Origin of the sequence: Streptomyces sp. NPDC014891, from assembly GCF_043081085.1 — a bacterium.
Lineage (GTDB): Bacteria > Actinomycetota > Actinomycetes > Streptomycetales > Streptomycetaceae > Streptomyces.
Genome location: NZ_JBIBWF010000001.1, coordinates 991,050 through 1,011,549 on the forward strand (window position 1 = coordinate 991,050; position 20,500 = coordinate 1,011,549).

The following is a 20,500-nucleotide window of genomic DNA, read 5'->3' on the forward strand; positions in this document are numbered from 1 at the left end:
ACGAACAGGCCGGTGCCCACGGCGGCGCCGGCCCCCACCAGCAGGCTGCCGAACGCCTGCGGGAGACCGAACGAGGCGCCGGCGACCAGGGCGGCGCTCAGGGCGGCGGCGATCGGGATCGCGCCCGTGAAGAGCGTGGCCCGCTCCATGCCGATGCGCTGCACGCCCATGTAGAACAGGACGAACCCGACGACGGTGGCGAGCGCGGCCTGCCAGACCAGCGCGCCCGCCTCCACACCCGTCGGCATCCGCACGACGCCGGCGCCGTCCACGAGCAGGCCGATCAGCGCCGCCTCGACCGCGCCGATCCCGCACACGACCGCCGTGAGCGGCTTCGGCCCGAGCAGCCGGAGCACGGGAACGGCCAGCACCGTGAAGCCGACCTCGCCCGCGAGCGCGGCCACCGACCAGCCGATCCCCGCCAGGTCCGTGCGCCCCCATCCCTGCACCGTGAAGGCGCCGGCGGCGACGAGCAGCGCCCCGTACAGCACGGCGGGGGCGGGCCTGCGGCCCTCGGTCAACGGGACGAGGACGGCGACGACGACCGGGGCGCAGCCGACGAGGACGCCGGGCACGGCGGGTTCGGCGGTGCGCTCGGCGGCGAGGACGGCCAGGTTGAAGCCGACCATGCCGACCCCGGCGACGGCGGCGAGCCGCAGCCAGTGACGGGCGGTCAGGATCCGCAGCGGGGCCGTCCCGCCGCGGCCGAGCAGGGGCAGCAGGAGCAGGCAGGCGGCGGCGTAGCGGAGGGCCTGGCCGCCGGCGTACGGGTAGTCGCCGAGCAGGCTGTTGGCGGTGAAGGAGGCTCCGACGAGGGCGTAGGCGACGGTCACGAGGAGGACCCCGCGCAGGGCGTTGGCGTTCATGGATCCGACGTTAGGAAGGGGCGCGGTCCTGTTCGGGGTCCACTTCCGTACCGCCATCGGGGACCACTTTCCGCGGCGCGGCATCATGGGCCGCGGCCTGGAGTGCCGGGCCGGGGACGGGGAGAGGGGCCACACACAGATGACGAGCCACGGGCACGCGGCCTGGGAGCTGCTCGTTCCGGCCGCCGCCGCCCCCGCGCGGCGGCGCGGCCGCGCCCTCCAGGAGGCGCTGCGGGACGCGGTGCGCTCCGGCCGGCTCGCGCCCGGGACCCGGCTCCCGTCGAGCCGCGCGCTCGCGGCCGACCTGGGCGTCTCGCGGGGCCTGGTCACGGAGGCGTACGAGCAGCTCACCGCCGAGGGCTATCTCCGCAGCGACCGCGGGGCGGGCACCTGGGTGGGCGAGGCGGCGCGGGGCCGGCCGGGCGGCACGCCCGCGCGGGGAAGCGCCGGAGCCCCGCCACCGGGTCGGGGCGCGGGGACGCCCGACGGCTCCGCCCCGGGCACGCACACGCGGGGAGCGGGAACGCCCAACGGATCCGGCCCGGCCACGCACACGCGGGGCGCCGACGCCCGGGGCACGGGCGACCGGACGCACGCGCGGGGAGGCGCCGGGCCGCACGCGCGGGGGGCGGGGGCACCACGCGTGCGCGTGGACTTCCGCCCGGGGACGCCCGATCTGTCGCTCTTCCCCAGGTCCGCCTGGTCGGCGGCCCAGCGGGCCGTCCTCGCCCGGCTCCCCCACCCCTCGCTCGGGTACCCGGACCCGCGCGGGCTGCCCGAGCTGCGGGAGGCGCTGGCGTCCCTGCTGACCCGGCGCCGGGGCGTGGTGGCCGATCCGGAGCGGCTCGTGGTGTGCTCCGGTGTGGCGCAGGCCTCGACCCTGCTCGGCTTCGTGCTCCGGGCGCGGGGGCACGGCGCGATCGGCGTCGAGGATCCGGGCAGCCCGGAGCACGGGCGGCTGTTCTCCTCGACCGGCCTGGACACGCTCTGGCTGCCGATCGACGGGGAGGGGCTGCGGCCGGAGCCGCTTGCCGCCTCGGGGGTCCGGGCGGTGGTGGTGACCCCCTCGCACCAGTTCCCGTCCGGGATCAGCTGGTCGGCGGAGCGGCGGGCGGCGCTGCTCGCCTGGGCGCGGGCGGTGGACGGCCACGTCCTGGAGGACGACTACGACGGCGACTTCCGGTACGACCGGGCCCCGGTCGGCGCGCTCCAGGGCCTCGACCCCGAGCGGGTGGTCTACGCGGGCTCGGTCAGCAAGTCGCTCGCGCCCGGTCTGCGGCTCGGCTGGATGCTCGTCCCCGGGGAGCTGCTGGCCGAGGTCGTCGAGCGCAAGCGGACGATGGACCTGGGCAACCCGGTGCTCGACCAGGCGGTGCTCGCGGAGTTCGTGACGCGGGGCGCGTACGACCGGCAGCTGCGCCGCTGCCAACGCACCTACCGGGAACGGCGGGACGCCCTGCTCGCGGCCCTCGCAGACCACCTGCCGGGAACGGAGGTGAGCGGCATCGCGGCCGGACTGCACGTCATCGCGCGCGTACCGGGGCGGTACGGCCCGACGGAGCGCTTCCTGGCCCGGTCGGCCGCGGCCGGGGTGGTGCTGCGGCCCCTGGAGGAGTACGGCACGGCGCGGCCGGGGGACGGGGACGTGCGGCTGGTGATCGGCTACGCGCACCTGTCCCCGTCCGTCGTGGCGGCCGGGATCCGCGCGGTGGCGGCGGCGGTGGGCCGGGGGTGACGCGGCCGGGCGAGTGTTCACACGGGGTTCGTGTGGGCGCCGCACCCGGCCGCTAGGCATGGGGCGACGCACCGCCGCCCCTGCCCGGACCCCCTCGGAGGACCCGTATGTCCCAGTCCGCACCCGGCCGTTCCCCCTCCCCCGCCCGCCGCGGCGTGCTGCGCGGTTCGCTCGCCGCGTCGGCGGCGCTCGCCCTCGGCGGTTCCGGGCTCGCCGCCCCGGCGTTCGCGCTGTCGGGCCGGCCCCGCGCCGGGTGGGGCGTGCAGACGGGCGACGTCACGTCGTCCTCGGGGCTGGTGTGGGTGCGCTCGGACCGGCCGGCGCGCATGCTCGTGGAGACCTCGGCGAGCGAGTCGTTCCGCCGTGTGCGCCGCCACCACGGGCCGTTGCTCGGCGCGGGCACGGACTTCACCGGCACCATCCCGCTGCGGGGGCTGCCGGCCGGCGAGCAGATCCACTACCGGGTCACGCTCGCCGACCCGGACGACCCGCGGCGGACGGGCGAGCGGATCACCGGCACCTTCCGCACCGCCCCCGAACGGCGCCGGGACGGCGTCCGCTTCCTCTGGTCGGGGGACGTCGCCGGGCAGGGCTGGGGCATCAACCCGGACATCGGCGGCTTCCGCGCGTACGAGGAGATGCGCCGTCTCGACCCCGACTTCTTCCTGTGCAGCGGCGACTCGATCTACGCCGACGGACCGCTCCAGCCCCGTGTGACGCTGCCCGACGGACGGATCTGGCGGAACGTCACGACGCCCGAGAAGTCGAAGGTCGCGGAGACCCTCGACGAGTACCGGGGGAACTTCCGCTACAACCTCCTCGACCACAACGTCCGGGCGTTCAACGCGCAGGTGCCGACGGTGACGCAGTGGGACGACCACGAGGTGCGGAACAACTGGTACCCGGGCCAGATCCTGGACGACGCGCGCTACACGGAGAAGGACGTGGACGTGCTCGTCGCGCGGGCCCTGCGCGCCTTCGGCGAGTACACGCCGGTGTCGACGCTGCACGCGCGCGCGGGGGCGCGGACGTCCCGGATGCACCGCGTGGTGCGGTACGGGCCGCTGCTCGACGTGTTCGTGCTCGACATGCGCTCGTACCGGAACGCCAACTCGCCCGGGCGGCAGGCCGACGACACGACCGGCATCCTGGGCGCCGGGCAGCTCGCCTGGCTCAAGCGCGAGCTGGCCGCGTCCACGGCGGTGTGGAAGGTGCTCGCGGCCGACATGCCGCTCGGCCTGGTCGTCCCGGACGGCGCGAACATCGAGGCGGTGGCGCAGGGCGATCCGGGCGCGCCCCTGGGCCGCGAGCTGCAGATCGCGGAGCTGCTGCGGTTCGTCAAGCACCGGCGGATCACCGGCACCCTGTGGCTCACGGCGGACGTGCACCACACGTCCGCGCAGCACTACGCGCCGGAGCGGGCGGCGTTCCAGGACTTCGCGCCGTTCTGGGAGTTCGTCTCCGGCCCGCTGGCCGCGGGCGGGTTCCCGGCCAGCGCGCTGGACGCGACGTTCGGTCCGGAGCGGGTGTTCGTCCGGGCGCCCGAGCGGGGCAACCTGTCGCCGATGGAGAGCCCGCAGTACTTCGGGGAGGTCGACATCGACGGCCACAGCGGGGAACTGACGGTCCGTCTGCGGGCGGAGGGCGGGACCGTGCTGTTCAGCACGGTGCTGCAGCCGGGTCGCGTCGGGCAGTGACGCCTGGCCGGAGGGGGTACGGAGCCGGTTCCCGGTGGCCGCGGGGGGCGGCGTGGAGCCGGCTCCACGGTGATTGTCAGTGGCGGGTCCTAACGTCCTTCCCATGACGCGATCCGTACAGGCACTCGCCTATGTCCGCCCTTCCGCGCTGGAGTCCACGGGCTCCGGCCGGCTGCTCGGTCTGGAGACGGCGGGGGGTCTCACGCCCCGCGGGGCCGAGGCCCACCCCCGCTTCTTCGCCGGCTTCCTGGCCTCTCCGCAGGTCGCCGCCCGCGGTCTGCTCGCGGTCGCCGACGTGGCCGCGGCCCGCTACCACCAGCGGATACGGCCGGGTTCGCTCGACCCGGTGGTGACGGGGAACGGCGACCGGCTGCGGTTCGAGTCCTTCTCCGGCTGCGGCGGGGTGTACGCCCGCCTGGACGTCCTCGACGAGGGCCTCGGCGGTACGGAGACCGGGCACGGCACCACGAACGTCGACGTCAACAACCCGCTGCGCGAGGCGCTGTCGCGGATGACGGGAGACGATCCGCTGCATCTCCGGGTGGGACCGGAGGAGATGGCGGTGACCACGCTCGCGGGCGCCGTCGTCGAGAAGAAGGTGCCGCTGCCGGACCGCTGGCTGCGCGGCTTCGCCGAGGCGCAGGTCGCCTCCGCCCGGTTCGATCTGCGGGCCGAGCTGAGCGGGGCGGAGGCCGTCCGCTTCCTCCGGTCCCTGCCGCGCAACCAGGCCCGCGGGCGCGGTCCCGTGTGGGTCGTCCAGTCCGGCCGGACGCTGCGGCCGACGACCCGGCCGGGCGCGGGCGCGGTGTGCCTGCCGGGGCCCGACCGGCTGGTCGCCCTGGAGCGGGTGCTGCGGCACGCGACGGGACTGCGGGTGTACGGGCCGGTGCCGGACGGCGCCCTGGCCACGGCGAGCGCCTGGGAGGTGCTCCTGCCGGGGATGCGGCTGACACTGACGCTGTCTCCCGACTCGGCCCGGGGCTTCTCCGGGGAGGGCGGGGTCCTGGAGGCGCTGGCGACGGAGGAGGCCGCGCAGGACGCCGAGCTGGTCGCGGTGCTCCTCGCCTGGGAGCCCCGGATCGACCCGGCCGACCTCGCGGCGCAGGCCGGGCTCACGATCGACCGGGTGCGGGCGGCCCTGACCCGGCTCGGCACGGCCGGGCGGGTGGGCTACGACGTGGCGGACGCGGCGTACTTCCACCGGGAGCTGCCGTACGACGCGGACCGCGCCGAGCGGCACAACCCGCGTCTGCTGAGCGCCCGCCGGCTGGTCGCGGAGGGCGCGGTGACCGTCGAGGGCGCACTGGCGACGGTGGCCTCGGGCGAGCGGCGCTACCGGGTGCGGGAGTCGGACGGGGTGCTGAGCTGCACCTGCCAGTGGTGGGCCGACTACCGGGGCCGGCGGGGTCCGTGCAAGCACGCGCTGGCGGTCCGGATGGTCCGGCGGGGCGCGGTGCCCGGGCCTGCCGGTGCCGCGGGCGGGGGCGCGGCGGTCGCGGGAGCGGTGCGATGACGGCGGGCGGTGGGGGTGCCGAGGTGGCGGACGGCCTGGTGAACAGAGTGGTGGGCGGCATGATGACGAAGGTGAGGAGTGCGGTGGTGCGCGGGGCGGGGAAGGGCACGGAGGGCGCGGACGGTACGGAGGAGGGCACCCCGGTCGAGCGGTTGCTCGCGGCGGTGCGCGCGGGGCGCGCCCACAAGGTGCCGGCCCTGCTGGAGCCGCTGGACGCCGCGGCCCGGAAGAGCGCCCTGGCCCTGCTGAAGGCCCTGCGCTCCGAGGTCCGCGGCTGGGACTGGAAGCGGTGGACCGAGGCGACCGCCGTCCGGCGGGCGCTGTACGTGGCGGGCGCGGGCTGTCAGACGGGCGCGGCGGCGACGGCGACCTGGCTCGGCGGGCGCGACCTGCTGAGCTGGCGCTCCGAGGACGGCGTCCTGGTCCTGTCGGTGCTCGCAGACCGGGACCCGGCGTGGACGGCGGACGTGGCGCAGCGGCTGGCGGCGCGGACGGCCGTGGCGGAGAGCAGTTACGGCCTGATCCGGGGACTCGTGGAGCGCTCGGGGTGCGCGGTTCCGGCGACCGACGGCTACGTCCTCGCCTGGACGCGGGAGATCACCGACGGACGGCTGCTCGCGCGGCTCCGGGAGGACACGCACACCCCGGTGCTCGTGCCGCACGCGCTCGCCATGTCCGAGACGCCCGACCGGTTGACCTGGTCGGTCGGGCCGGAGGCGCCGACGCACTGGCCGACCGCGCTCGCGACGCTCGTCGCGGAGGGCGTGCTCGACCGGGCCCAGGTGGTGGATCTGTGCGTCTCCCGGCTGCTGCGCGGCGGCCGGGCCCGGGACCTGCGGTTCCCGCTGGAGGTGCTGCGGCTCGTCGAGCCGGACGCCGCCGAGCGCCGGGAACGGGTGCCCGACTGGATCGGGATGACGGCCGACGCGCCGTCCCCGGTCGCGGGGTACGCCCAGGAGGTGCTCGCGGGGCTCGCGGCGGAGGGCGCGCTGTCGGCGGGGACGCTGGCCGAGATGACGGGCGGGGTGCTGTTCCGTACCGAGAAGAAGCTGGTGCGGGCCCAGTTGACGCTGGTGGGGAAGGTGCTGACGCGGGAGCCGGGTGCTGCGGCGAAGCTGCTGCCGGCGGTGGCGGAGGCCTTCGGGCACGAGGACACCACGATCCAGGAACGGGCGCTGAAGCTGGTGGGGCGTCATGCGGGGCGGGTGGACGCCTCCGTGCGCCGTGAGCTCGCCGAGCAGGCCGGGCTGCTGAGTCCGGTGCACCGTCCGGCGGCCGTCGCGCTGTTCGGGGCGGATCTGGAGGCGGACGCCGGGGTCCCGTACGAGGAGATCCTGCCGCCGGTGCCGGAGCGCGAGCGGGTGGCTCCGCCCGTGGCCTCGGTGGAGGAGCTGGTGGAGGAGCTGGTGACGCGGGGCCAGTCCGACGACCCGGCGGCGTTCGAGCGGACGCTGGACGGTCTGGTGCGGCTCGCGCGGCGGGACCGGGCGGGGCTGGAGGCGGCGGTCCGCGAGTCGTTCCCGACGGAGCACTGGACCCACGAGCACTACTTCAGCCACTACACGCACGACGCGGAGGTGGTGCTCGCGGGGCTGCTGGGACTGCTGCCGGGGCGGCGTGTGGACTCCGGGCGCACGAAGGGGAACGACCGGACGGCCTGTCACCACGAGGCGCTTTCGGGGCTCCTTGAGGCGCGCCTGTGGGAGATGGCCGCTCTGATCGGCTCGGACGCGCTGCCGTTCCTGCTCGCCGCGCCGACGCTGCACACCGGGGAGATCGCCCCGGAGGTGCTGGTGGAGCGGCTGCGCGCCTACGGGGACGCGGGGGTGGAGCCGGCTCCGGCGGACTTCGCCCAGGCGCTTCTGCGGGTCGGCCGCGAGGCGGCCGCGGCGGCGGAGGCGGCCGAGCGCGCCGAGGCACTGGGCACGGCGGCGGGCCGGCGGCTCGCCGTGTGGCTGCGAACGAAGGAGCCGCTGGGGACGCGGGTGCGGTTCCTGCCCCGGGGGAAGGACCAGGCCTCGGAGAGGTGGTGGCTGGCGGAACGGATCGTCGTCGAGATCGACGAGCGGGCCGTGGTGCGCGAGGAGTTCCCGGCCGCGTTCCGCTGGCTGGGCGGTGAGCTGCGGGCGACGCCGCGGCGCTGCTACCACTGGCTGGACACACGGGCGCACTGGTCCGCGGCGCTGCCGGTGGACCGTGAGTTCGTGGCGGCGTGCGTCCTGTCGTCGGTCGCCTCGGGGACGGACGGCGACCAGCGGGGCCTGACCGAGCCGCTCACGGCGCTCGCCGAGGCAGGGGGCCCGGTGGGCCGTTCCGTCCATCTGGCGCTGGCGCTCGGTCTGGGCTGCGCGGACGCGGACGACCGGCTGCGCGCGGTGGACGCGCTGCTCGTCCTCGCGTCGCGGGGCGACCTGGACGCCCGTCTGCTCGGTACGGAGCTGGCGTGGCTGGTGCTGGAGGGTTCGGTGAAGCCGAACCGGCTGGCGGACGCGCTGCGGACGACGGCGGCCACGGGCGCGTACGGCACGGTCTGGGCGGTCCTGGAGCCGCTGCTCCCGGAACTGCTCGGTGCGGAGAAGCCGGTACGGGGTCTGGGCGAGGTGCTCGCGGTCGCGGCGGACTGCGTGGAGCGGTGCCGGGCCGTGGGCGAGGTGGCCGGGCTGGACGCGCTGGCGTCGACGCGGAGTTCCGCGCAGTTCGTCGTCCAGGCGAAGCGGCTGTCGGGCGCACTCCGTCGGGAGGCCGATCAGCCTGTGACAGAAACGGTCTGAATCGTTCTTTAAGCCGCCAGATGGGCGCTTAACCCGTCAGTCACAAAGCGTTCGTGATCACGCAACACCGTTGGGTCACAGTGAGGTCATGACCGATGTGACGTCCTCGAAGAGCACCCGCCGTCCGCACCACTGGCGGCACGACCTGATCGAACTGGCCGCGCTGTTCACCGCGGTGGTGGTGGCCGACACGATCGCCAAGACCATCGCCAAGGGGCCCGACGGCCCCTCCCTGCTGGTGTTCTCGGCGATCGCACTGGTCGCCACCGCCGCCTTCCACACATGGTGGGCGCGGAGGCGCAGCCATGCGAGTCCCGCCCCGCCCGCCGGGGACACCGGCGGGCACCCCGCCGCGGCCGGCCCCGCGGGCACCGGGGAGCAGCCGGAGGCCGGCGGCGAGGCCGCGCCCGCGGTGCCCGTCGAGACCACGCTGTGGCGGATGCGGACCACCGTCGCGGACGCCCCGGGCAGCCTCGCCGCCCTGTGCACGGTCCTCGCCCGCCTGGGCGTCGACATCCTGACCCTCCAGACCCATCCGCTCGCCGACGGCACGGTGGACGAGTTCCTGCTCCGGGCCCCGGCCGACCTGTCCGCCCACGCCCTCACCCGGGAGACCGCCGCGGCCGGCGGCCGCGACACCTGGACCGAGCGGGCCGACGCCCACGACCTGGTGGACACCCCCACCCGGGTCCTCGGCCTGGCCACCCGTACGGCCCTCGACGCGGCCGAGCTGCCGCTCGCGCTGCGCCAGCTCCTGGGCCGCTGCACCCTGCACTCCGTGCCCGCCGTCTCGCTCACCGGCCGGCCCACCGGCGAGCACGCCCCGGTCGAGGGCGTGCTGGAGGAGACCGTGATGCGGCTGCGGGACCCCCACGGCGGCACGCTCGTCGTGGAGCGCGCCTACCTCCCCTTCACCCCGACGGAGTTCGCCCGGGCCCGCGCCCTCGTCGAGCTCGACGCCCGGCTCGGCCCCCGCGTGCCGCGCAGCCGGGACGTGCTGACCCTCCCCGAGGGCAACGAGATCACCGTCCGCCGGGCCGACCGGCGCGACCTGGCCGCCGCGCGCGCCATGCACGACCGCTGCTCGGCCCGCACGCTCGGACTGCGCTACCACGGCCCGGTCGGCGACGCCGACCGCTACCTCGACCACCTGCTCAGCCCCCGCTTCGGCCGCACCCTCGCCGTCCAGACCGCCTCGGGCCGGCTCGTCGCCCTCGGGCACCTGCTCTGGGACGGCGACGAGACCGAGGTGGCGCTGATGGTGGAGGACGACTGGCAGCGGCGGGGCATCGGCTCCGAGCTCCTCGGCAGGCTGGTGGCGATGGCCGAGGAGGCCGGATGCGCGAGCGTGTACGCCGTGACGCAGTCGTCCAACACCGGGATGGTGGCCGCCATGCGGGCGCTCAACCTGCCCCTGGACTACCAGATCGAGGAGGGCACCCTGGTGATCACAGCCCGGCTGGCCTCGGCACCGCGACCGGCCGACCGGCCGCGGCACCGGGAGACGGCGCAGGAGCAGCCGCGCGAAGGGGCGCGGCCGGCGGAGCGCTGAGCGCCCAGGTCAGGTCCCGCCAGAGGTCCTCGACGTCCTCCAGGCCGACCGACATCCGCAGCAGGCGGTCGCTGACGCCCGCCGAGCGCCGGTCGCCCTCGGCCACGATGCGGTGGCTGATGGAGGCCGGGTGCTGGATGAGGGTGTCGACGCTGCCGAGGCTGACGGCGGGGGTGATGAGCCGGACGCCGGCGATGACGTCGTGCGGGTCGCCGTACACCTCGAAGGCGATCATGGCACCGCCGATCCGCGGGTAGTGGACCTGAGCGATGCGGGGGTCGGTGGCGAGTCGCCGGACGAGCTCCGCCGCGGTGCCGGACGCGGCCCGGACCCGTACCGGCAGGGTGGAGAGGCCCCGCAGCAGCAGGTAGCCGGCCAGCGGGTGGAGCACCCCGCCGGTGGCGAAACGGACCTGGCGGAGGGTACGGGCGAACTCCTCGTCGCAGGCGACGACTCCGCCCATCACGTCGCCGTGCCCGCCCAGGTACTTGGTCGCGCTGTGCAGGACGATCCGGGCGCCCTGCTCGACCGGGCGCTGGAGCACGGGCGTCGCGAAGGTGTTGTCGACCAGGAGCGGCACGGAGCCGCAGGAGTGGGCGAGGGCGCGGATGTCGGCCTCGGCCAGGGTCGGGTTGGCGGGCGACTCCACCATGACGAGACCGGTGTCGGGCCGGATCGCGTCCGCCACCCCCGCGGGGTCGGTCCAGGTCACCTCGGTGCCGAGCAGTCCCGCGTCGAGCAGGTGGTCGCTGCAGCCGTACAGCGGACGGACCGCGACGACATGGCGCAGCCCATGGCTCGCCCGGGCGAGGAGGACGGCGGTGAGGGCCGCCATGCCGCTGGCGAACGCGACGGCGGCCTCGGCGCCCTCCAGTCGGGCGAGGGCCTCCTCGAAGCGGGCGACCGTCGGGTTGTCGAGCCGGGCGTAGACCGGTGGTCCGTCCAGCCGGGCCCCGGTGGTGGCGAACTCGTCGATCCGGGCGGCCTCGGCCCGGGCGTCGTACGAGGGGTAGGTGGTGGACAGGTCGATCGGCGGGGCGTGCAGACCGAGCGAGGCGAGGTCTTCGCGGCCGGCGTGCACGGCTTCGGTGGCGAGCGCCCTCGGGGTGGCCGAGGTGCCGCAGTCCATGGCGTCCATGGCGGCACTGTGAACGGATACCGGGAAGTAGCGGGAATTCGCCGTGCTACGTTCGCCAGATGGCCGATTCTGTCGTACTGGACGCGGTCGATCTGCACATTCTTCGCCTCCTGCAGAACGACGCCCGGACCACCTACCGCGAACTCGCCGCCGAGGTCGGAGTGGCACCGTCCACCTGCCTCGACCGGGTGGCGCGGCTGCGCCGCACGGGCGTGATCCTCGGACACCAACTACGACTGGATCCGGCCAAACTCGGCCGAGGGCTTGAAGCGCTCCTTCTCGTCCAGGTCCGGCCGCACCGGCGGGAACTGATCGGTCCGTTCGTGGACCGGATCCGGGGCCTGCCGGAGTCCCGGGCCCTGTTCCATCTGACCGGACCCGACGACTACCTGGTGCACGTGGCCGTGGCGGACCCCGCCGACCTGCAACGACTCGTCCTCGACGAGTTCACCTCGCGCCGGGAGGTGGCCCGCGTCGAGACGCGGCTGATCTTCCAGGAGTGGGAGTGCGGCCCGCTCCTGCCGCCCTCTCCGAGCCCCTCCATGTCAGCCGACTGAGCCTCGACGAGGGTGACGCGAGGTGCCGAAGACGCCAGGATGGCCCCCATGCCAGAGACTTCCAGCAGCCCGCTGCCCCGCCAGGTCGCCGACGAACACGTCGACGCACTCATCGCCCTCGACCCGATCACCGGTACGTACCTGGGAGTCAAGGAGAGCGCCGGACTGCTGCCCGACTTCTCGCCGGCCGGCCAGCGGGCGGTGGCCGAGCTCGCCCGCCGGACGCTCGACCGGCTCGACGCGGCGGAGCGCGTGCCGGGGGCGGACAGCGAGGCCGAGCGGCGGTGCGCCCGGCTGCTCCGGGAGCGCCTGACGGCGGAGCTCGCCATGTTCGAGGCCGAGGAGGGCCTCTGTACGGTCAGCAACATGCGGTCGCCCGCGCACAGCGTCCGGATCGTCTTCACGGTGATGCCGACGGAGACCGAGGAGGACTGGGCCGCGGTCGCCACCCGGCTCCGCGCCGTCCCGGCCGCGCTGTACGGCTACCGGTCCGCGCTCGCCCTCGGCCTGGAGCACAAGCGCTTCGGCGGTCCCCGCCCCACCGCCACCTTCGTCGGCCAGCTCACCGAGTGGGCGGGCGGGGACGACGGACGGCCGGGCTGGTTCGAGGAGTTCGCCGGCGCGGCCCCGGCCGACCTCCCCGTGACCCTGCGCGCCGAACTGGCGGCGGCGGGCCGGGTCGCCACGGAGGCCGTGGCGGCGCTGCGGGACTGGATGCGCGACGTGTACGCCCCGGCCGTGGCGGACGCCCCCGACACGGTGGGCCGCGAGCGCTACCAGCGCTGGACCCGGTACTTCAACGGCACGGACCTGGACCTCGACCAGGCCTACGCGTACGGCTGGACCGAGTACCACCGGCTGCTCGGCGAGATGCGGACCGAGGCCGAGCGGATCCTCCCGGGCGCCGACCCGTGGGAGGCGCTCGCCCACCTCGACGAGCACGGCACCCACGTCGAGGGGGTCGACGAGGTGCGGGTCTGGCTCCAGCGGCTGATGGACGAGGCCGTCGAGGCCCTCGACGGCACGCACTTCGAGCTCGCCGACCGGGTGCGCCGCGTGGAGTCCCGCATCGCCCCGGCGGGCGGCGCGGCCGCCCCGTACTACACCGGCCCGTCCGAGGACTTCTCCCGGCCCGGCCGCACCTGGCTCCCGGTCGACGGCGTGACCCGCTTCCCGGTCTACGACCTGGTGTCCACCTGGTACCACGAGGGCGTGCCCGGCCACCACCTCCAGCTGGCCCAGTGGGTGCACGTCGCCGACCGCCTCTCCCGCTACCAGGCGACCATCGGCAAGGTCAGCGCCAACTGCGAGGGCTGGGCCCTCTACGCGGAGCGGCTCATGGACGAGCTCGGCTTCCTGCCCGACGCGGAGCGGCGCCTCGGCTACCTCGACGGGCAGATGATGCGCGCCTGCCGGGTGATCGTGGACATCGGCATGCACCTGGGGCTGGAGATCCCGGCCGACTCCCCCTTCCACCCGGGCGAGCGGTGGACGCCGGAGCTCGCCCAGGAGTTCTTCCAGCGGCACAGCAGCCGTCCGCCGTCCTTCGTGGAGAGCGAGCTGACCCGGTACCTGTCGATGCCCGGCCAGGCCATCGGCTACAAGCTGGGCGAGCGGGCCTGGCTGCTGGGCCGGGCCAACGCGCGGGCGGCGCACGGCGAGGCGTTCGACGCGAAGGCCTGGCACATGGCGGCCCTCTCGCAGGGCCCCCTGGGCCTCGACGACCTCGTCGAGGAACTGTCGCGCCTCTGAGGACCACGCCGTGGGATTCCCCGGCCGATCTCTTGATCAGCCGGGGAATCCCCTGCTATGCCTCGGGCATGACCTCCGCATACAGCCCGGACGCCACCGACTGGCGCATCCTCGAAGCCCTCCAGTCCGAGGGCCGCGCCAGCTTCGCCGAGCTCGCCCGGACGGTGGCGATGTCGCCGTCCGCGGTGACCGAGCGGGTACGGCGCCTGGAGGAGGCCGGGGTGATCTCCGGGTACACGGCGATCGTCGACCAGGACCGGCTCGGGCTGCCGATCCTGGCCTTCGTACGGCTGCGCTATCCGCACGGCAACTACAAGCCGTTCCACGACCTGCTCGACGCGACTCCGGAGATCCTGGAGGCGCACCACGTCACGGGCGACGACTGCTTCGTCCTCAAGGTCGCCGCGCGGTCCATGCGGCACCTGGAGGAGATCACCGGGAAGATCTCCACGCTCGGCTCGGTCACCACCAGCGTGGTCTACTCCTCGCCGCTGCCGCGGCGTTCGATCAGCCGCTGAGCCCGTCCCCGCCCGTGCGCAGCCGCACGGCCGAGCCCTGCCGCGCCTTGACCACCTCCAGCTGGGCCGGGATCCGGCGGCGCAGGTCGCCGACGTGGCTGACGATGCCGACGCTGCGGTCCCGCTCGCGCAGCGAGTCCAGGACGTCGAGGACCTCGTCGAGCGTCTGCTCGTCGAGGCTGCCGAAGCCCTCGTCGATGAAGAGGGTGTCGAGCCGTACGCCGCCCGCCTCGTCCGTGACGACGTCGGCGAGTCCCAGGGCGAGCGCCAGCGAGGCGAAGAAGGTCTCGCCGCCCGAGAGGGTGGCCGTGTCGCGCTCGTTCCCGGTCCAGGCGTCGACGACGTGCAGGCCGAGTCCGGCCCGCTTGCCCCCGGCGCGCGCGTCGGAGTGGACGAGGGTGTAGCGGCCCGCGGACATCCGCTGGAGCCGGGCGGTCGCGGCGGCGGCGACCTGTTCGAGGCGGGCGGCCAGGACGTACGACTCCAGGCGCATCCGCCGCTCGTTCTCGGCCGAGGTTCCGGCGGTGAGGGCGGCGAGGCGGGCCACCCGGTCGTACTCCTCGCGGAGCGGGCCGAGGCGGCGGACCTCGGCCGCGGCCTGCCGGGCGAGTCCGGCCAGTCCGCCGGCCCGCTCACGGGCCGCGGCCAGGGCGGCGTCCGCCTCGCGCAGGGCGCGTTCGGCGGCGGTGTGGGCGGCGGCGGCCGCTGCCGGGTCGGCCGGCGGCAGCGCGGCGGCGGCCGCGGTGCCGGGCTCGGCGAGCCGGTCCGCGACGGCGGCGGCCTCGGCCTGCCAGGCGTCGACGCGCTGCTGGTGGTCGCGGCGCTCGCCCTCGCCCAGGAGTGCGGCGGCGGCCTCGGCCGGGGTGGCGAAGCCGGCCCGGTAGGCGGCGTCGGCCAGCCGGTCGTCGGCCTCCTTGAGGCGCTGGGCGGCGAGTTCGGCGGCCCGGACGGCGCCGGTGGCGTCGACGAGGAGGGAGATCCGCCGTTCCAGCCGGGTAGCGTGTTCGGCGACGGTGGCGAACGCGCCGCGGCCCCGGGCGAGTTCCTCGTCGAGCGCGAGCCGCTCGCGGTCCAGGGCCTCGCGCCGCGAGGTCCGCGCGGCGACCCGCCGCTCGGCCTCCCGCTGTGCCGCGACCCGCTCCTCGTGCTCGCGATCGGCCCGCGCCAGGGTCTCCCGGGCGCTGTGGGTCTGTCCGGCGAGCGCGTGCGCCTCGTTGTGGAGCGCCGTCAGCTCGGCGACCTCGTCGGCCAGTTCTCCGGCAGTGGGCTCGGGCGCGCCGTCCGGGGCGCCGGCCTGGGCCTCGGCGCGGGCCGTGGACCAGGACTCGCGGGTGACGGCGAGCGCGCGCTCGGCGGCCGTTCGGGTCTCCTCGGCGCCGGTGTAGGCGGCGTAGGCGGCCTCCTCGGTGGCGCGGTCGACGTGGTCGGCGGTGGTCCGCGCGGGGGCCGGGTGGGCGGTGGAGCCGCAGACCTGGCAGGGGTCGCCGGGGGTGAGGGCGACCGCGAGTTCGGCGGCGATCCCTTCGAGGCGGCGGGACTTGACGTCGAGCCAGCTCTCGTGAGCGGCGTTCCGGCGCTCGCGGGCGTCGGCGAGGCGCGTCTCGGCGGCCCGGGTGTCCTCGGCGAGTGCGTCGCGGCGGCGGGCGGCGTCGCGACGGCGGCGGGCGGGTTCGAGGCGGCCGGCGAGGTGCTCGGCTCGGGCGGCGGCGTCGCGGGCGGCCTCGACGCGCTCGGCGAGTGCGGCGCGGCGTGGTTCCCAGCCGGTGAGCCAGTCCGCCGCGTCGCGGAGGACGTCGTCGTCGGCGCGGGCCTCGCGGGTCAGCGCGGCGCGCTCGTCGGCGACCGCGGCGGCCCGGCGCTCGGCGCGGCGGGCGGCCTCCAGTCCGCCGAGTTCCGCGCGCAGCCGGTGCTCGCGGGCGGCGAGGTGCTCGGCTCCGGCGTCGGCGAGGTCCGGGGGCAGCTGGGCGCGGGAGCGCGCGCGGGCCGTGTGGGCGGCGGAGTGCTCGCGCTCGGCGTCCTGCCGCAGTCCGAGCGCGGGGGCCACCCGGTCCGCCTTGAGGCTGCGGTCGAGGGCGGCCTGGAGCCGGTCGCGCTCGGGGGCGTGGGCGGTGAGCCGCTCGTGGCGGCGGAGGGCGTCGGCGTGCCGGGCCTGCCGGGCGGCCAGGTCGTTCTCGGCGTCGAGTGCGGCGCGGGCCGTCCCGCGCCGGGTCTCGGCCGCGTCGAGCCGTACCCGCGCGATGTCGACCGTCTCGCGTGCCTCCGTGCGGGCGACGGCGGCCCAGGTGAGGACGGCGTCGGCGATTCCGGGGTCGCCGGGCCGTCCGTCGACGGAGGTGCGGGCGACGGCGAGGCCGCCGGCGGCCTGGCCCATCCGGTGGGCGAGGGCGAGGAGCCGCTCGTCGCCCTCCTCGACCTGCTGCTGCGCGGCGCGCCGGAGGTCGGCGAGCCGTTCCTCCACGGCGGCGAAGCGGCGGGTGTCGAAGAGGCGGCCCAGGAGCCGGCCGCGGGCCTCGGCGTCGGCGCGCAGGAAGCGGGCGAAGTCGCCCTGCGGGAGGAGGACGACCTGGCAGAACTGCTCGCGGCTCATGCCGACGAGCTGGGTGATCTCCTCCCCGGTCTCCTGGTGGGAGCGGCTCAGGCCGTTCCACGCGCGGGTGGCGGGGTCGTACTCGCGCAGCCAGGTCTGGGCCTTCTCGGTGGTGAAGCCGTCGCCGCGCTTCTTGGGGCGCTGCTGTGCCGGGCGGCGGGTGATCTCCAGGCGCCGCTCCCCCACGGTCAGTTCGAGGACGACCTCGGTGGGGGTGCCGACGGGTGCGTGGTCGCTGCGCAGGGAGGCGCCCGGGGTCTGCCGGACGCCCGGCACGCTTCCGTAGAGGGCGAAGCAGACCGCGTCGAGGACGGAGGTCTTGCCGGCTCCGGTGGGCCCGTGGAGGAGGAAGAGCCCGGCGGCCGAGAGGGCGTCGAAGTCGACGGTCTGGGTGCTGCCGAAGGGGCCGAACGCGGTGATCTCCAGGCGGTGCAGCCTCATCGGCCCCCCTCGCGCTCGGCCGTGTCGACCCGGACGTCGTCGAAGGCGCCGTGGAGGACGGCCCGCTCGGGGCCGTCGAGGGCGGTGCCGCCGCGGACGTGGGCCACGAAGTCCTCCGCGATCTGCTGGTCGGTGCGGTCGCGGAGCCGCCGGCCGTAGGAGACGTCGGGGTCCTCGGCGGTCCGCTCGGGGTCGAAGACGAGGTTCAGGGTGTGCGGGAAGCGCGCGGCGAGCCGGCTCATCGGCTCGGCGGGGCGTGCCGGGTCGGTGAGCGTGGCCTCGATCCAGGACTGCTCGTGGCGGGCGAGCGCGGGGTCGGCGAGGAGGTCGTCGAGCCGCCCGCGGATCCGGGCGAGGGGGCGCGGGACGGGGCAGTCGAGCCGCTCGGCGGCGGTGATCGCGCCGTCGGGGCCGGTGGGGCCGAGGTCGACGAGCCACATGGTCTTGCGGTGGTCCGCCTCGGAGAAGGAGTACGCGAGGGGGGATCCGGAGTACCGGACGCGCGGGGTGACGGTCTGGCTGCCGTGGAGGTGGCCGAGGGCGACGTAGTCGACGCCGTCGAAGACCCCGGTGGGGACGGCCGCGACGCCGCCGACGGTGATGTCCCGCTCGCTGTCGCTGGGCGCGCCGCCCGCGACGAAGGCGTGGGCGAGGACGACGGAGCGGGTGCCGGCGGGCCGTGCGGCGAGGTCGGCGCGGACCCGGTCCATGGCGGCGGCGAGCACCGCCTCGTGCCCGGCCCGCTCGGCGCCGAGCCGTTCGCGGACGAGGGCCGGTTCGAGGTAGGGCAGGCCGTAGAGCGCGACGTCGCCGTGGGCGTCGGTGAGGACGACGGGGGTGCCGACGCCGGCCGGATCGGTGCGGAGGTGGATGCCGGCGCGCTCCATGAGTCCGGCGCCGACGCCGAGGCGGCGGGCGGAGTCGTGGTTGCCGGAGATCATCACGGTGGGCACCCCCGCCTCGGCGAGGCGGTGCAGCGCGGTGTCGAAGAGCTCGACGGCCGACAGCGGGGGCACGGCACGGTCGTAGACGTCGCCGGCGACGAGGACGGCGTCGACCTCGTGCGCGTGGACGGTCGCGACGAGGTGGTCGAGGAAGGCGGCCTGGGCGTCGAGGAGGCCGACGCGGTGGAAGGAGCGGCCGAGGTGCCAGTCCGAGGTGTGCAGGAGCCTCACGATGCCGTCCCACCCCGCATGTGCCCCGCTCCTCACCGCTGTTCCGTACCTGTGCGCCCTCCACGCTATCCCGCCGGGGGGTGTGGTCGGGGCCGTACGGCCGGGGCGCCGGGAGGCCGCGGGCGGGGGGCCGGTGGTCAGGCGTCGCCGTACGCCTCGCCGCCGAGTGCGAACGAGGCCGTGCCCGCGGTGGCGTCGGCGAGCCAGGCGCGGAAGCCGGGGACGTCCGCGTCGGGGAGGCCGATCTCGATCGTGACGGCGTCGCTGTAGCGCACGTCACGGACGGCCCTGCCGGTGGCCCGCAGGTCGTTCTCCAGCTTTCCCGCCCGCTGGTGGTCGACGGTGACCGTGACGATCCGGAAGCGCTGCCGGGTCACCGTGCCGAGCGCGTCGAGGGCCTCGCCGACCACACCGCCGTAGGCGCGGATGAGGCCGCCCGCGCCGAGCTTCACCCCGCCGTAGTAGCGGGTGACGACGGCGACGACGTACCGCATCTCCCGGCGCAGGAGCATCTGCAGCATCGGGGTGCCGGCCGTGCCACCGGGCTCTCCGTCGTCGCTGGCCCTCTGGACGGAGGCGTCGGCGCCGAGGACGTACGCGAAGCAGTTGTGGCTCGCGGCCGGGTGCTCCCTGCGGACGCGCGCGACGAACTCCTGCGCCTCCCGCTCGTCGGCGACGGGCGCGAGCGCGCAGAGGAAGCGCGAGCGGTTGATCTCGGTCTCGTGCACACCCTCGCGGGCGGGGGTGCGGTACTGCTCCTGCATCCGGCCAGCCTACGTTCCGCCCCGGCCGCCCCGCTCCGGCGGTCGGGGCGGCCCGCTAGCCGGCCTCCTGCTCGCGCTCCCCGGCGGCCGGTTCGGGCGGGGTCGCGAGGCCCGCGTAGGGCAGGGCGCGCAGGGCGAGGGCCCAGCCCAGCCGGGCCTCGCCGGATTCGCTGGAGCGGCCGGTGAGCTCCGCGATGCGGCCGATGCGGTTGAGGACGGTGTTGCGGTGGCAGTAGAGCTGGTCGGCGGCCCGCGAGGCCGAGCAGCCGTGGTCGAGCCAGGCGCGCAGGGTGGTGAGGAGCGCGGCGCGCTCCCCGCCGGTGGCGAGCACCGGACCGAGGTGGACGGCGACGATCCGTTCGGCGATGTCGGTGCGCCCGCTGAGGAGCACCTGGGCGAGCCGGTCGTCGAAGACGCCGGCCTCGCCGCTGCCGGCGGGCAGCGTGCGCAGGGTCTGCTCGGCCAGGCGCAGGGCCCGCCCGGCCCGGGAGAGCCGGTCGAACTCCGGCGAGACCCCGGCGGTCGCCCCGGTCCGCTCCCGCAGGGCCGCGAGGAGGGCGCGGACGGCCGGGTCGGCTCCGCCGGGCGGGGTGGCCGCCGGGGCCCGGCCGGCGGGCGCCTCGCGCGGCGGCAGCCGGACGATCCCGGCGTAGCGGCCGGAGCGGGGGCGCCAGTACGACCACATTCCCCGGGCCTCCAGGGCCGGCGTGGGGTGCGGCGGGGCGGCCGGGTCCTGGGCGGCGACCACGACGACGTAGCGGTCGACCGGGGGGACGCCGAGCGCGGCCGCGGCGGCGGCCGCGACGGCGGGGTCGTCGGCGCGGCCGTCGAGCAGCGCCTCGAAGAGGGCGACGCGCCGGGTGTCCTGGCGGCTCTGGAGTTCCAGCTGGGCGATCCGGTAGGCGTCGGCCATCGCGACCGAGTAGCGGTCGATGGTCTCCCAGACGCCGCTCGCCATGTCGAGTTCGACGTCCCGGCTGTCGGAGTCCCGCCCGGCCCGGACCCTCAGGTACTCGGCCATCACCTGCCACAGCACCCGGCCGCCGCGCCGGTAGGCCCGGAGCACGGTGTCGAGCGGCACGCCCTGTTCGGCGCGGCGGCGGCCGGTCTCGCGGGCCGCCCACTCGAAGTCGCCGCCGGTCGCGGCGAGCCCGCCGAAGTCCTCCAGGGCCCGCAGCAGGTTGTCGCGGCAGATCTCCCAGAGGTCCTCCCGGGTGACGGGGGCGCCGGAGGCGTACGTGCCGGAGTGGGCGCGGATGTCGTCGACGGCGCGGTCGGTGAGCCGGTCGAGGTCGGCGAGCATCGCCGTGGCCAGCGAGCGGCGGAGCGCGCCCGCGCCGTTCGCGCGCACCGGGGAGGTGCGGTCCGAGCCGGAGTGCGCCCCCGGGGGCCCTCCGGGGGCGTCCGAGCTGTGCGTCATGGCTCGCACCGTAG

Annotated in this window: 13 protein-coding genes and 1 pseudogene; 8 read left to right on the forward strand and 6 right to left on the reverse strand. The window is 76.1% G+C overall.

The genetic code is table 11. The annotated features are described in order from the left end of the window. Positions 1-29 precede the first annotated feature (29 nt). Positions 30-953 (reverse strand): annotated as a pseudogene (locus tag ACF09E_RS04145) (EamA family transporter); the annotation flags it as partial. A 52-nt stretch (positions 954-1,005) separates the two neighbouring features. Here ACF09E_RS04145 and ACF09E_RS04150 point away from each other — a divergent pair. The 5 genes from ACF09E_RS04150 to ACF09E_RS04170 all read left to right on the forward strand — a co-directional run bounded on the left by ACF09E_RS04150 (position 1,006) and on the right by ACF09E_RS04170 (position 10,134). After that, positions 1,006-2,601, forward strand: a complete 1,596-nt coding sequence (locus tag ACF09E_RS04150; protein WP_392203740.1) for a PLP-dependent aminotransferase family protein — start codon at positions 1,006-1,008, stop codon at positions 2,599-2,601. A 107-nt stretch (positions 2,602-2,708) separates the two neighbouring features. After that, a complete protein-coding gene (locus ACF09E_RS04155) occupies positions 2,709-4,298 on the forward strand; it encodes an alkaline phosphatase D family protein (protein ID WP_392203741.1) in 1,590 nt (529 codons plus the stop codon). 103 nt (positions 4,299-4,401) lie between these two features. After that, positions 4,402-5,811 carry an SWIM zinc finger family protein gene (locus ACF09E_RS04160; protein WP_392203742.1) on the forward strand — a complete coding sequence of 470 codons (1,410 nt, stop codon included), beginning with the start codon at positions 4,402-4,404 and terminating at the stop codon, positions 5,809-5,811. Between the two features lie 38 nt (positions 5,812-5,849). Then, positions 5,850-8,582: a DUF6493 family protein gene (locus tag ACF09E_RS04165; RefSeq protein ID WP_392203743.1), complete on the forward strand. Its 2,733-nt coding sequence runs from the start codon at positions 5,850-5,852 to the stop codon at positions 8,580-8,582. A gap of 88 nt (positions 8,583-8,670) precedes the next feature. Further along, a complete protein-coding gene (locus tag ACF09E_RS04170) occupies positions 8,671-10,134 on the forward strand; it encodes a GNAT family N-acetyltransferase (RefSeq protein ID WP_392203744.1) in 1,464 nt (487 codons plus the stop codon). On the opposite strand, the gene ACF09E_RS04175 is transcribed toward ACF09E_RS04170, so the two are convergent. After that, the gene (locus tag ACF09E_RS04175) at positions 10,031-11,272 is read right to left on the reverse strand and encodes a trans-sulfuration enzyme family protein (RefSeq protein WP_392203745.1); all 1,242 of its coding nucleotides are present in this window, start codon (positions 11,270-11,272) and stop codon (positions 10,031-10,033) included. The genes ACF09E_RS04170 and ACF09E_RS04175 overlap by 104 nt on opposite strands. Before the next feature lie 59 nt (positions 11,273-11,331). Between ACF09E_RS04175 and ACF09E_RS04180 the strand changes: the two genes are divergently transcribed. From ACF09E_RS04180 to ACF09E_RS04190, 3 genes are all read left to right on the forward strand, one after another. Next, positions 11,332-11,829, forward strand: a complete 498-nt coding sequence (locus tag ACF09E_RS04180) for an Lrp/AsnC family transcriptional regulator (RefSeq protein ID WP_392203746.1) — start codon at positions 11,332-11,334, stop codon at positions 11,827-11,829. 48 nt (positions 11,830-11,877) lie between these two features. Beyond that, the gene (locus tag ACF09E_RS04185; protein ID WP_392203747.1) at positions 11,878-13,581 is read left to right on the forward strand and encodes a DUF885 domain-containing protein; all 1,704 of its coding nucleotides are present in this window, start codon (positions 11,878-11,880) and stop codon (positions 13,579-13,581) included. A 68-nt stretch (positions 13,582-13,649) separates the two neighbouring features. Next, positions 13,650-14,099, forward strand: a complete 450-nt coding sequence (locus ACF09E_RS04190) for an Lrp/AsnC family transcriptional regulator (protein ID WP_392203748.1) — start codon at positions 13,650-13,652, stop codon at positions 14,097-14,099. On the opposite strand, the gene ACF09E_RS04195 is transcribed toward ACF09E_RS04190, so the two are convergent. The 4 genes from ACF09E_RS04195 to ACF09E_RS04210 all read right to left on the reverse strand — a co-directional run bounded on the left by ACF09E_RS04195 (position 14,089) and on the right by ACF09E_RS04210 (position 20,486). Then, entirely contained in the window at positions 14,089-17,127 is a 3,039-nt protein-coding gene (locus tag ACF09E_RS04195) for an AAA family ATPase (protein WP_392203749.1), read from the reverse strand. The genes ACF09E_RS04190 and ACF09E_RS04195 overlap by 11 nt on opposite strands. Next, on the reverse strand, positions 17,124-18,302 hold the full coding sequence (locus ACF09E_RS04200; RefSeq protein ID WP_392203750.1) for an exonuclease SbcCD subunit D: 1,179 nt from the start codon (positions 18,300-18,302) through the stop codon (positions 17,124-17,126). The genes ACF09E_RS04195 and ACF09E_RS04200 overlap by 4 nt, the downstream gene beginning before the upstream one ends. Positions 18,303-18,439: 137 nt before the next feature. Further along, complete coding sequence (locus tag ACF09E_RS04205) at positions 18,440-19,066, reverse strand: YigZ family protein (protein ID WP_392203751.1); 627 nt, start codon at positions 19,064-19,066, stop codon at positions 18,440-18,442. A gap of 55 nt (positions 19,067-19,121) precedes the next feature. Beyond that, positions 19,122-20,486: a PucR family transcriptional regulator gene (locus tag ACF09E_RS04210; protein ID WP_392203752.1), complete on the reverse strand. Its 1,365-nt coding sequence runs from the start codon at positions 20,484-20,486 to the stop codon at positions 19,122-19,124. Positions 20,487-20,500: the final 14 nt, after the last annotated feature.